Origin of the sequence: Paenibacillus sp. FSL L8-0435, assembly GCF_037965655.1 — a bacterium.
GTDB lineage: Bacteria > Bacillota > Bacilli > Paenibacillales > Paenibacillaceae > Paenibacillus.
The window spans coordinates 1150451-1164461 of sequence record NZ_CP150185.1 but is presented as its reverse complement, the minus strand read 5'-3'; the positions used below and the strand labels follow the sequence as shown (position 1 = coordinate 1164461).

Here is a 14011-nt window from a genome sequence, read left to right as displayed (position 1 = left end):
TGTAAAGGTAATATGTATCACATGGTAAATATGCATCGCAAGAGTAACACTAGCAACATTCCTCTCTTGCAAATAAAATTCTTCAATACGATAAGAACATTGACCACATTGTTATTTCTTTCAACTTTGCTTATATTATCCGGCTGTAACCCTACTCCAAGTCATGGTACAAACAAAACTGCCTCACCCTCAACAACCAATGCAAATCAAGCCAAAACGGAATTAAAACAAAATCAGGAACTGCCTACACCAGTGATACAGACTGAAAGTGGCACTCCTATTCCTGCTATACAGGGCAGTTATTGCTGGGAAAGTATGTGTGCAGACTATGCAGGTCATATGGAACTGCTGGAAGGTCAAGTACCTGTCTCCGTGTTGGTAGGCGAGAATATATCTATTCATCTGGGTACAAATGTACCACCTGACGAGTTAACTCTTGTCGGATATGTAAATGGAGTGGCACGTCCCATCTCTTTGTGAGAAGGTTCATTCCAGTTAGCGCAGGAAAAAGGTACTCATTATTATGGAGCCTTTGCCCGCTGGACTTCCCCTCAAAATTCGCAGGTTTCCTTGGGTGATACCTCTTTTGCCTTTGTGATCCGTGGTGTCGAAAAAAAATATAAGCAAACAGGGCCCCTCCAATTTTGGAGAGGCCCTTACACATTTTTATCTAATGCTGCACTTTCTCGCGATCTTTCCCTTTATCGGATTCACCCGCGTTTTTGTTGGCTGCATCGCGATCCTGTTTCATTTCTTCCACCGTTTTCACCTTAAGACGTGCTGCACCTTCATATTCCTTTGTTGGAATAAGGTCGCCAGCAGCAAGTCTTGCTTCTGCAGCTACAATCGCATCCCCATACTGCGGCAACCACTGGGCCTGCGCAACTAGCATCTCATCGACCATCTGCCAGATCTCTTTCGGATTACACACGGCACCCACGAGCGGGTCCATCATGAACGCCTGACGAAGTAATTTGTCGTCTCCGTTCACCGCTGCTTCAACCGCAAGACGTTGCACGGAAATACTCACATTACATACCGCAGCCGGACCAAGTGGCAGATCACCTACATGTGGCATGGAGATGCCGTTGCGATCCACATATCCCGGTGCTTCAATAATCGCATCATCCGGCAGGTTGGAGATGACTCCTTTATTAACGGTATTGAAATGTCCACGATAGACACGTCCCGTCTCCAGCCCTTCAATAATGTATGAACCGTGCTCCTCGCCCCGTTTTTCCGGAATGAATTGCATCGGTTCATCCTTCATCCAGTTAGGAAAATCAGTCTCGAACCAGTTGCGCCCCTCGGTACATACCCGCAGATAGCCACCCGTCTCTCCGTTGATCCAATTGCCCAGGTCGATCCAATCATTGATCTCTTCCGGACGTTTGCGGTACCACGGCACATATTCACTCAGATGACCATTTGATTCCGTGCTGTAGTAACCGAAGCGCCGCAGCATATCGATCCGCACTTTCTCAGTACGGCTATACTCCGGATGTTTCTCGAAGGCTTCGAGCAGGTCACCTGTAAGGTCTTTAGCTTCATGAGAAGCCTGAATATACCAGGTCTGATGGTTGATTCCAGCACAGACAATATCCACTTCACTCTTTTTCAATCCAAAAGCTTCCGCAATCTGATGATGACCATGCTGTACGCCATGACACAGTCCGATCGTCCGTACACCACCGTACTTGTTGCAAGCCCATGTCAGCATCGCCATCGGATTGGAATAGTTCAAGAGCAGCACGTCGGGTGCGCTCTGTTCACGAATATCTTTACAGATGTCCAGCATCTCGGCGATTCCGCGTTGTCCATACATAATGCCGCCTGCACACAGCGTATCGCCGACACATTGATCTACCCCATATTTCAGTGGAATATCTACATCCGTTGCAAATGCTTCCAGTCCCCCTACACGAATCGTACACAGTACATACTTCGCATCTTTTAACGCTTCTTTCCGATCTGTTGTCGGCTGAATCTGAATATTCAATCCATTCTCACGGATATCCCGCTGACACAGCTCAGTCACCATGTCCAGATTGTGTTGGTTAATATCGCAGAACGCAATTTCAATGTTGTTAAACTCGGGTACCGTGAGCAAATCCCTTAACAATCCCCGTGTAAATCCGATACTTCCTGCCCCGATAAACGCCACTTTAAACGACATCCCTATGTCCTCCCCTAATCCGAATCTTTCGCTTCGGTTAATGACTCTCTTCATGAAATCATTGTACCAACCGCAAATAGGGAAGCGTTATCAAAATCATGACCTGTTCATGATCTTGTTGTCAAAAATCCTAACTTAATCTTCTGACTCGATGAAACAGCCGTACCTCTGCTACAACTGACTGTAGCTAATGAGTTGAATACCTTGTTCTGTCACATATTCTTTCAACGCTGGATTCATCAATAAAGCAAGATCGTGCTCCCGTTCATCTACCAGAGATGAGATATTGCGTAATTCTTCATCTGCATATCCTGGATGTCCAGCAATTTCAACGATATATTCTGTATCCTTATACTGCTCCAGCACGCTGCGAAACCATGATTCCTGTAGAGAAGGCATAGCTGGATCACCACATAACCTATCTGTAGACCGAATACCTGCATCCGCCAGCTTCCCCTCAAACTGGCCAGATAAGAGGTCATCTCTTCTCATAGGAACGTTATACTCCCGAGCCAGTTCCATCACCAAATCAAGAATTTGCGTATCTTTAATACTCACCCCATGATGGGTATCCAGATGATTTAACTTCAATCCGGAAGCCAAAAACTTCTCGATTTGTGCCTTCAACTCCGTGCGCACTTCCCCAGGATCATAGGATGCAGGAATAAGCCCAGGTTTTCGATAGAAACGACCCGACTTGTCGACGATACTCTGAACTGCTGATGCTTCCAGCACCGGAGCCATGAATGTCAGATTCAAATGAACGCCCATAGCCGTGATGCCTGCTTCAAGAGCCATGACACTACTCTTCTCAAAATGTACCGAATTCACCAACGCCGAGGTATCTGTAATCAGACCCTGTTTCATCCCATGAAGGATGCCTTCGCTTACTCTCATGGTGATGCCATAATCATCTGCATTAACAATCAGCTTCATTTTGCTCCTCCCCTTCTCTGTATCCATTTATGATCGAACAGACAACAGCTCGTCTGTTGCAGCAACTGTCCCTTCTGACTGCAACGGCGTAATGACGCGGAATTGATCAGAGTTCGTTACAACAATCGGAGTCGTCAGTTTAAAGCCTTCGTTCCGGATCTGATCCAGATCAAATTCAATCAGTACCTCCCCCTTACGGATTCGGTCACCTTGCTGAACTTTCTGTGTAAAATACTTCCCTTTTAATCTCACCGTATCTATGCCGATATGCATGAGAATTTCGACGCCTTCATCCGAAGTAACCGCAATGGCATGTGCGCTTTTCATTGTTACAGAAACAACGCCGTCTACCGGGGACACCAGCTGACCTTTGGACGGAATGATCGCTACGCCTTTACCCATCGACTCTGAGGAAAACACGACATCCTCCACTTCACGAAGTGTAATAACAGTGCCTTCAAGCGGACTGGTAATCAAGCTTTCCATCGCTGCATTCGTGTGTACATCAGGAGCTTCAGTCCCCCGATCATTTTTCTTACTCTCGTAGCCAAACAGCACCACGCACAAGGCTCCGCCCGCAATGGCAGTCAATACACCAATAATGTAATACAACATCGGACTCTGAGCAGGCAGGGTGAACACATTAAGGAAGAAATTGAACACAACCAACTTCACGCCGAGATAACCCATCAGACCACCGCCAATGGCTCCAGCGGCCACCAGATAAATGAGTGTTTTGCGGTAACGCAGAATGATACCGTACAGAATTGGTTCAGTAACCCCTGACAAAATTGCAGAAAGGAAAGACGAGCCGCTTAAAGCCTTGAGATCTTTATCCTTTGTTTTCAGGAATACCCCGAGACCGATACCCATGGAAGCAGCTACCGATGTTGCCGCAAGGGGTGCAATGAGATCTCCCCCAGCGCTTAGGTTCCCCATAATAATAGGCACCGTCGCCCAGTGTAATCCAAGCAATACGAGAAAAGACCAGGTACCCCCAAGAATAGTCCCTGCGATGACAGAGTTGCTGTTAATCAGGAAATTAACAATATTTCCAATCCATTGGCCCACATATTGCCCGAATGGACCAATCAACATGGCTGTTAGTGGTACCATAATGACGAGTGACAGGAATGGAACTGCGAACAGCTGCACATTTTTGTGCATGATTTTCTTCAAAAACTTCTCCAAAACCGCATAGATGCTAACGGCGATAAACATCGGAAAGACCGACGAAGCATAGTTCATTAACGATACGGGTATCCCGAGAAAATGAGTGGTGCTTCCTGCTGCTGTCAAAGCCGTAAAATTCGGTTCCATCAATGCGGCCCCGATCGCCGCTGCCACATAAGAATTCACATTTAGAACTTTGGCAATCGTGATGCCGAGAAGAATCGGCAGGAAATAAAAGATCGAGTTCCCCGCCGCAGCCAATATAGCGTATGTTCCACTATCCACAGCGATCCAGCCTGCTCTTTCAAGAACAATTAACAGAGCCTTAACTAGCCCTGCTCCAGCAAATACCGGGATTAATGGCGTTAAACTACCCGATATCAGGCCAAAGATGGCTGAACGGATGCTCCTTTTTTCTTTCTCTGAGCTTCCATCGGACCCTGCTCCGTCGAATTCCCCTTCGGCAACGATATGTTTGTACACCTCGGAAACATCATTACCTACAACAACCTGAAATTGCCCACCGCTTTCAACAACCTTCAGGATGCCTGCTGTGTTTTCCAATATGTCTGCATCAGCCTTTCGGTTATCGTTCAAGACAAATCTTAAACGGGTAGCGCAGTGAGTCAGCGATTGAATGTTATCCTTTCCTCCAACGCGGTCTACAATGTTTTGTGCTAATTTGAGATGATCCATGTTGTTCCCCCCATACATTTGTTTAATTCCTACAGTTCACGTCTTGACTCCATCATTTCGAATAACATATTACGATGGCAAAATAAAAACCTGAACTGAAGCTCGTCTACTGACCTTAGTCAATACACAAGCCTCAATTCAGGTTTCGCCTGCCGAACAGTCACAATCCCTTAATATATAGTTGTATCAGTATTCCTTCATTCTTCCGTCAGATCCTGCTCACGGTTCGTGACCCGGTGAATGTGGATCATGAAATAAACCATTTCCTCATTCGTTGTTTTCTTCTCGTAATTAATCTCCAGGTAGTTTCTAATCTTTCTGGCGCACGCATACGATTCGGGGTACTTGTCCTTTACATGATCATACAAAGAATCTCTCTCTTCCGGAATCAACTCATCATGTAGAATTCTGTAAGCAAAATACCGCAGATGTGTGAGGAAACGGCTATAATTAATCGAGCTTTCGTCCAGTTTAATTCCAAAATGATATTTCACAATATTCGCCAAATCATTAACAATCTTTGTCATCTGATAGGTTTGTTTCATATCCTGTCCTCGCTGCTGTGCATTGACAAAATGTAGGGCAATGGAACCTGCCTCATCCTCCGGCAGTTTCACACCTGTTTTCTGTTCAATAATGTTCAGCGCATTCAGGGCAACTTCATACTCGGCTGCATAGAACTTTTTGATCTCCCACAGCAAAGCATTCTTGACAATAATGCCTTCTGGAAACCTTCTTATCGCGAAACTGATATGATCCGTCAGGGTGATGTAGATGTTATCACTGAATTTGAGGGCAAGCTGTTGTTCGGCGTATTCAATAATTTCATTCGATAACTCCAGATGTTCGGTTGGAATCTCACCAATCAGACCCATCAGTTTGTCAGATGTTGCTTTTTCAACCACAAACTTTTTCTCTACCTGCGAGAAATCAATCACATCACTGTTATGTTTGTTATACCCAATCCCTTTTCCCATCACGATCATTTCGTCCCCGTTATCATCCGTCAGTAAAATCACATTGTTATTAAAGATTTTCCTGATCTTCATCTGCATCACCCCCAACTCATCACACGCTCATCCCATTAATATTCCATTAGAACTTCAAAAAAATCTCCCATAAAAAAAACCTAAATTGAAGCAGCAACATGTACAACTCATGTCTACTACGAACAATTTAGGTATCGCCTGCCGAACAGTCACAATCCTGAATATATGAGATTAACCACTACATTATCGACGAATCTGTTACTTCTGAACAAAGGATATCATGAATACCCTTTCAGTTCAACATTTAGTTTCTACCATGCCTTGTCAGCCCCAGGTGTTGCGCCTACTCCGATTCCTCCGGGTAGCTCCACTCTATTCGCTCCATGGAACCCCTGTATTGAACAGGTGTCTTACCCGTATACTTTTTGAAAAGCATATGAAAATACTGCCGACTCCCCACACCAACATAGTCTGAAATTTCGGAGATGGGAATATTGGACTGTTGTAACAACATCTTGGCCTTTTCCATTCGAAGCATCGTCAGGTAGTCGGTAGGTGTGCGCTGCGTGTGCTGACGAAAAATACGATGTAGATAACCTGGATGCAGATTGACGGCTGCCGCGATATCCTTCATCCGAATGTTGCGATCCATATTGTGATGCATGAATTCAATGGTTCGTTTGACATACAACTCCGCCTGATCTGGCGCACTCCGGCTCATTTCTCCGCGCAGACGCGCAACACGGACCAGCAACTGGATAAACAGCGTACGCACCAGCATGCCCTGTTCCGGGGACGAGAGATTGCGCGCCTCGCGGTGATACAACCTTTCCTCTGGTGGAATGATCTTCATCGGCACAGTTGATCTTCCTTGCTCCAGTAGACCACGCTGATCGAGTTCCAACACCAGACTTTTCATAATGTGATACACCTCTTCCGGGTCAGGCAGTACCAGATATGGCGAAGCATTAGTGAGTAGAGTGTGAACTTCTTCCTCTTCCAGCGCAAGCTGGCGGATGGATAGCTGTCCGGGAGACGAGGTGGAGAAACCAAACTCCACATTGAGCATCCGGCAAGGGACACCATCTTCCACCAGCAAACGGTGCGGGACACCTGCGTCGAGCATAATGAACTGCCCTTTTTTCAAAACGGTCTGCTCCGAACTCCCATCCGACATCTGCACATCCACCCGGCACATTCCCGAAATAATATACATGATCTCTGTGGAATCATGATGGTGATAGGACATACGATAGTTGTCCCACTGCTTGTAATAGTACGCGTAGAAACGCGGCCCGCAGTCCTCTGTTCGCAATGCCTCCTGGTACAGGCTTCCTGTCCAACGCTTTCTGATGCTCATGTCCATGCCTCCATTCCTGCGACGATCGATCCTCAATTTTCTCCATTGTAACAATTCCGTAGGTTGAATATAAACTGTCTTCGTTAAAAGCTTTATTGCATTGTTAAATTAGATAAATATATAATTAGTATATCATCTAATTATCTGTGTAAATTATCTATACTTAAGGAGGTTTCCACGCATGAGTACCACCTATCATCTCGTGAGACATGGTCTCAAAGAACGACGAATCGGTGATGTCTCCCTCACTTCCGAAGGGGTCTTACAAGCCGAAGCCACGGCACTTCATTTTGCCAGAGCTACCTTTCCCGTTACTAAAATCCTTACCAGCCCACTTCGACGAGCCCAAGAAACCGCAAATATGATTGCCCGCCACACCCATTCCCATATAACCGAAGATCCTCGCCTGCGCGAACGTGCCAATTGGGGCGATTGCCCCGATCAGTCATTCGAAGAATTCATTGCAATGTGGGATCGATGTACGTCTGATCCAGATTACGTTCCAGCCGTGGGAGACTCGGCCAAACAGGCTGGTGAACGTCTGGCCTCCCTCCTAACCGCATTAGCTAATGAAGAGCCAGAGAACAGTAACATTATTGTGGTTGCACATGGTGGACTCATTACTGATTTTCTGGTGCAAACCTTTAGCGAGGGCGAGCTTAACGTCTGGCATTCCAATTTTATAGCTATGCAGAACCAATTGATCCCCGAGTGCTCCATTACCACATTGATCTATGATCAAGGAAATTACACCATTAAAGCGTTCGCTTCTACCGAGCATTTAGACTCCAACGATGTAAAAGAATGACGTAACATGGGTGGCTGGGAACTCGCCAAGGTCTGTTTCGCAGATCCTAATGTGAAGAAAGCTCTGAAACCTCCATGTGCTATACACATTGGGATTCCAGAGCTTCCAAGCTTCGATGCTAACTCTCAAAACTAACGATGCTTCCTTACGTTACAGCCTGATCTTGAACATGTGTTATGTTGCTATTGCTCATCCGGTCTGCTTACTTTCCACCCTTACCTGGCGTGTAAAACTTAGGCAGCGTTACTTTGGACCAGTCAATATCCGATGCCATGTAGAAGGACGGATAGGAAGGCTGGTTGTATCCACTGTTCTGTCCGGCAATGCCCACACGATACATCGCATCATGCATCAGCGTGTACAATTTGCGGTCCGTTTTCTCGGTACTCAGATAGATACGAATCGCTGAACTGTCCGTGGTTCTCACCAACATCTCTTCCCGCCAATCCCCGAAGATATCAGCTACGAGAGAAGGTGTACCTTTGGTGTGATTGTTGGTCAATGTGCCTGTTGCCGTCAGCAACGTGCCACGATTCCAGTCTTTGATTGTAGGTGTGACGTCGATGGCACCATCAACGATCTGTGTCGTCATATCACCAGCCCAACGGATATTCATATTCGTTCCCGGCATCTGATCACTGATTTTCTCACCCTTAGCTGTCCACAAGCCTACAGCCCATGTCTCCAGTCCACGACGAGTCGGATCAACATCCCCCACCATGCCGCGACCGGTATCTTTCCCTGTGTATCCACCGTAGATCACTTCTCCGGTCTTCGCATCACGCAGGGAATAGCCGTACGGCGCCCACGGGCCGCCCTCGTGAACCATGAAAATCTCAAGTCCCGGACGATCCGGGTCGATATCTGCCACATGAAGTGCGTCCCCATGACCCAGACGGGCAATGGTTCCCGGCGCAGCACTCTCGGCAGGCATCAGGTCTGTGGAGCTGTACAGCACGCTGCCGTCATGATCAATCGTAGCGGAGCCATAGATAATCTCCTGTTTGCCGTCTCCATCCACATCCGCCACACTGAAATAGTGCGCTCCCTGGGTTGTTATGGAGCCATACTGCGGATCTGTGCCATCCACACCATGCGGTCCGTCATTGAATGGGTTCTTCATTGGCGTCCAGCCGCTGTCCACTTTCCATTCCTTTTTCAGCTTCTTGCCGTCCCAATTGTAGGCAACCATCGTCGAACGTGTATAGTATCCGCGTGCAAAGATTGCAGACGGTTTCTTGCCGTCCAGATAGGCCACTCCTGCCAGGAAACGGTCCACTCGATTCCCCGGTTCAATCCGTGCCATGGCATAATCGCCCCACATCAGACCATCATCATGACGCTCGGGTTCATATGGAATGGTCTCCAGCTCTTTGCCTGATTTTCCTTCAAATACCGTAACATACTCCGGTCCATCCACGATAAAACCTTCAAACTTGCGCAGCTCATTTCGGTTACTGCGTTCTACCGCATACACATCAATGAAGTAGTCGGCCAGGCTCTCGGCATCTTGCTGAGATAATGGGTAGTTATACTTTTTCTCCATTCCAAAAGCCTCTTCCAATGTCGCAGGCCAGTTGCCCTTCACAACCTCATCATGTTTATGCCAGTTCTTGAACATATCCACCACGTGATCGTAGTAACCATCCGCACTTAAACGATAATCATCTTCGTTCGAGTACCCTGCCTTGCGATCCTGCTTGGGAAGTGTGATGTACTTCTCGGAGGTTACTTTTCCTTTTTTGTTATATTTAATAATCTTTGTGCCCGGAGCGGTCTTAAACATCATCTCGGCTTTGCCATCCCCGTCAAAATCGTAAACGAGCATCTGTGTATAATGAGCACCTGCACGGATGTTGACCCCAAGGTCGATCCGGTACAACAATTGTCCGTCCAGGGTGTAAGCATCAATATAGGTTTTACCGGTGTACCCTTTTTGCGATACGTCCTTGGCGTTGGAAGGGTCCCATTTGACGAAAAACTCATATTGGCCATCCCCATCCACATCACCCACGCTCATGTCATTGGCGGAATACGTATAGGCTTCTCCTGCTGGCGTCACGCCATCAGCCGGTTTTTGCAGTGGAATGTCCACATATCCGTTCGCCCAAGGTTTGACGGATGCACTGCGTTTGCTTTCCTTGCCCTTCTTGTTCACCGCTGCCACTTCATAACGGGAAGACGATTTACCCGCGGCATCAACATAGTTGGTGCTGTCGGTGACGGTAGCGATCTTTTTGCCATCACGATAGACGTTGAAGTCCGTACCTGTCAGCCCGTTGTCGCTGTACCCTGTGGCCTCATCACCAAGCAATCTCCAACTGAGAAAAACACCTTCAGATGTCGATGCAGCCACCAAACCCCGATCCAGATATTCCAGTTGAATCTCTTTCACGTGACTGCCCCCCTTATGTGATTGCAGGCTGGCCTCCGGCGCCCCATTACCGTTCGAAGCTTCCGCTCCCGTAACGCCAGCTGTTCCTCCAATGAGCAAAGCTACGCTGAGTGCCGAAGAGAGCACCTTGGCTGCAAGTGGCATACGTGCCTTCCTGCGACCTGATTGTCGACCTGACACCGATCCCTTATGTACCGGCGCTGTTGTTCCTGAGTTCATCCACCTTCACGCTCCTTGAGACAGAATAGGTGACGCATATACACATTGATAATGATTGGACGTTCGATAATTCATAGAGGCCTTCTTCGAAAGAAGGTTTCAACCCGCAATGATTACGCTTACAAAATTAAAAAAGAGAAATCAGCTTGCCCGACTACCAGAGTACGGTCCCCCTTCCATTCTCTTTCCAATCCGAGCGAGGTGATCTCGCCCATCGGGTTCTATTATAGACATCCTGCTTACCAGACCCTAGGCAAATATCCGTCCAAAACGATCAATAATCAGTGTTTATAGGAGACATTTTGAAAAAAAGTACTTGCAACTGTGAGGGATAGCCGCTCCGGTTACGAATCGTTCTTATGATCGCTGTTATCTCCGGATTTTCTTCTATCCCTTTTCCAGATGACTCTTGTAATGCATAGCAAAAAACCGCGATCCTCTAACACACAGAGGATCGCGGTTAAGACAGTTACAAATAAAGTTTAAGGCTCAATGCCCCATACCAGGTTTCCACCTTGGTAGAGTGTTACCTTGTTCCAATCCTGATAGGATGTTTTCGTTGGATCGAAGGAGTAGTCATTCGTCTCGTCCAAGTTGGACCAGTCTGTTTTGTACATGCGAAGCTGGATGTCTCCAGTCTGTCCACCAGCCTGAATGCTGCCAGCGCCAGATGTGAAGCTCAGCTCCACATACGAATCTGTGAAGGTCCGCTGGATATTGGCTCCGCCAACTTGAGCGTAATCGATGGCAGAATCCATCGCAGCTGAGCCTTCTTTGGAGAAGTAATACCGGATCTTCAGATCACTCAGATTCACAGCAGTACTGCCCAGGTTTTTGATGTTGAAATACGGTTTGATCTGGCTATCTTGAGCATTGGTATCTCCAGCACGATATTGCACGACAAGATCACTGGTTGGTACAACGACACTTTGAGGTGTCGCGGAAGCTACAGCGGAATCGGCACTTTGCCCTGCAGCATTCACTGCACTTACCACATAATGATACGTTGTGCCGTTCGTCAGGGCAGTGTTGGTGTAGGACGTGCCACTCACATTCGTGGCGATCGTTGTGAACGGACCTGATGCACTCAGCGCGCGTTTCACATCATAACTTGTTGCACCTGTAGAAGCGGTCCACGTCAGGCTCACCTGTGCATTGCCTGCGGTTGCTGTGAGAGCAGTCGGTGCTGCTGGCGCCGTCACACCTGCAACGGGTGTAGCTGTTGCTGTTGCAGAGTTAACACTTTCACCTACTGCATTTGTTGCTGTTACCACATAATAATAGGTTGTACCATTGATCAGGCCGGTGTTGCTGTAAGACGTTCCACTTACATTAGCTGCAATTGTTGTGAATGGACCTGATGCACTCAGTGCCCGCTTCACACTATAACTTGTAGCCCCTGTGGAAGCAGTCCACGTCAAGGAGACCTGGGCATTACCGCCAGAAGCCGTCAATGCTGCTGGTGCTGCCGGAGCTGTTGTTCCGCCCGGAGGGTTGCCTCCACCGTTACTGGCAGGCAGTACAGGGAATGCGTTTTTCACCAGTGCCACGAATTGATCATGGAACCAGTGGCCCGATACTGGGGCATTAGGCAATGCACCTGTTAATACACCATCCCGCGTTGTGAAGGTTGGATCACACATCCGGTCGAAACCTTTGCCTTCGTTATTCGGAATTTCAGAGCTGGAGCCATCGGATTCACCAGGAGGTTTCACCCATACATAAGCATCCAGATGCGCTGGTCCTGGTGCAGCCTTAGGTGCTTCACCAATACCTGCGCCACTGGCATTACACCAGTTCCCCCGATGCTCCCGGCGATCTACACGTCCGGTATTCACATAATCGTTGATGTTGCTGCCCGTAGCAGATGCTGGACGGTCTACCCCGCCCCAGCCATTCCGGCTAGTATCAATCAGGAAACCTGTACTGCTTGGCCAGCCAGCTTGTACAAAATCGGCATACAGCGCAGCGGTGAAATCGGTTTCGTCAAAATAAGGATTCCACTCATAAAACTTGGCAGATTTAATCGGTTGTCCACCGATATTGAGATCAGGGTTAGACAGGTTCGGCTCCCCCAGCGGTGTGGTGTTCGCTGTATTCGTAATGAAGCCATCTGCACTGCTCAGACCCGCGGCTGTCCCTTGCACAACACTTGTATACAGCGCGACTGCTGCAGAACGGTTGTTATCCCATCCAAGCCAGCCGGAATGGCCGATATCCAGATAGTTGTACACATTCGGAATGGCGTGCAGCTTGTCCAATGCATACTTCACACCCGCCTCATAGATACCTGTTGAGCTGGCTTGACCACAAGCTGGTGTACTCAGGTTGGTCACAAGGTTAGGCAGACTGTCCGGTTCAATGACGGCAATAATACGAATATCCTGATACTTCGGATCTGCAAAGATATCTGCAATGACATCAATATAATCTGTTTTATATGTCTGCAGTGCTGCCTGTGTTAGTGGAAGTTCACCATTCGATGCGAGTGCATGACAATCCCGTCCAGGCAAGTTATAGATAACAAATGAAGCCGTTATAGGCGTACCCGGTTTCTTTTGAGCGAGAACGGCATCCAGATGTTGCTCTACACTTTTGCGACCAGCGTTGTCCGTCCCGCCATAGATTGCAGCAATCCGGTCAACCCATACTGCGGTTGGGTACGATTTGACTGTCTCCATCTTGGCCTTCAACGATGCATCATTGGTCATCGCAATGGATGTATCCACGAGAGCTGAATAATCCTCGTTCAGATAAGCGGTTGCCCCTACAAATGGATTATCCACATGTGCTTCAGCGGCCTGAGTCAAGCCTGGAGACAGTCCAGGGAAAATCCCCGCAGCGAGCAGCGTTGCTGCAAGCATTTGTTTTACACCTTTGCGCAGGATCTTCTTACCTCTCGATTTGGTTTTCAATTTAGTCTTCATAGTTCCACCTTTCCTTTAGTTAGATTGGGTTGTACTCATGTCTGATCCTCTGTGTCATTATGATGCTTCGCACGAAGAGAACGTTCGGATGAGTTGGTTGTATCACCTCCAAAAGAAATGGTTGTATAACTGGAATCTTGAGCAAACAAATAGTGTGTGAGGGCGAATCATGCGAATGAGTATAATATGGTGGGTGTGGTTGTACGTGTGTTAGACATGAAGAAGTGTGAAAAAAGACTTGTGGGATGTCTGATTCCTAAATCGGGTAAGCGCTTTCTTAAAGCAGTTAAAAAAAAGGTCTTCGCCTATCCATCTACAAACATGATGTTCGG

Annotated in this window: 9 protein-coding genes; 2 read left to right on the top strand and 7 right to left on the bottom strand. The window is 47.5% G+C overall.

The annotated features are described in order from the left end of the window. Nucleotides 1–108 precede the first annotated feature (108 nt). On the top strand, nucleotides 109–480 hold the full coding sequence (locus NST33_RS05205; RefSeq protein ID WP_339307089.1) for a hypothetical protein: 372 nt from the start codon (nucleotides 109–111) through the stop codon (nucleotides 478–480). Nucleotides 481–670: 190 nt separating this feature from the next. Here the strand turns inward: NST33_RS05205 and NST33_RS05200 are convergent, their stop codons facing one another. From NST33_RS05200 to NST33_RS05180, 5 genes are all read right to left on the bottom strand, one after another. Beyond that, nucleotides 671–2176 carry an alpha-glucosidase/alpha-galactosidase gene (locus NST33_RS05200; RefSeq protein ID WP_339307087.1) on the bottom strand — a complete coding sequence of 502 codons (1506 nt, stop codon included), beginning with the start codon at nucleotides 2174–2176 and terminating at the stop codon, nucleotides 671–673. A gap of 171 nt (nucleotides 2177–2347) precedes the next feature. Then, complete coding sequence (locus NST33_RS05195; RefSeq protein WP_221818943.1) at nucleotides 2348–3112, bottom strand: ChbG/HpnK family deacetylase; 765 nt, start codon at nucleotides 3110–3112, stop codon at nucleotides 2348–2350. A 27-nt stretch (nucleotides 3113–3139) separates the two neighbouring features. Then, nucleotides 3140–4981, bottom strand: coding sequence for a beta-glucoside-specific PTS transporter subunit IIABC (locus NST33_RS05190; RefSeq protein ID WP_221818942.1), 1842 nt, complete (start codon nucleotides 4979–4981; stop codon nucleotides 3140–3142). 197 nt (nucleotides 4982–5178) lie between these two features. After that, nucleotides 5179–6030, bottom strand: coding sequence for a PRD domain-containing protein (locus NST33_RS05185; protein WP_221818941.1), 852 nt, complete (start codon nucleotides 6028–6030; stop codon nucleotides 5179–5181). A 283-nt stretch (nucleotides 6031–6313) separates the two neighbouring features. Next, entirely contained in the window at nucleotides 6314–7330 is a 1017-nt protein-coding gene (locus tag NST33_RS05180) for an AraC family transcriptional regulator (RefSeq protein ID WP_339307085.1), read from the bottom strand. Between the two features lie 181 nt (nucleotides 7331–7511). Here NST33_RS05180 and NST33_RS05175 point away from each other — a divergent pair, with 181 nt between their 5' ends. After that, complete coding sequence (locus tag NST33_RS05175) at nucleotides 7512–8138, top strand: histidine phosphatase family protein (RefSeq protein ID WP_221818939.1); 627 nt, start codon at nucleotides 7512–7514, stop codon at nucleotides 8136–8138. A 202-nt stretch (nucleotides 8139–8340) separates the two neighbouring features. On the opposite strand, the gene NST33_RS05170 is transcribed toward NST33_RS05175, so the two are convergent. Continuing rightward, nucleotides 8341–10677: a rhamnogalacturonan lyase gene (locus NST33_RS05170; protein ID WP_221819300.1), complete on the bottom strand. Its 2337-nt coding sequence runs from the start codon at nucleotides 10675–10677 to the stop codon at nucleotides 8341–8343. 557 nt (nucleotides 10678–11234) lie between these two features. After that, complete coding sequence (locus NST33_RS05165; protein WP_221818938.1) at nucleotides 11235–13679, bottom strand: glycoside hydrolase family 6 protein; 2445 nt, start codon at nucleotides 13677–13679, stop codon at nucleotides 11235–11237. Nucleotides 13680–14011 lie beyond the last annotated feature (332 nt).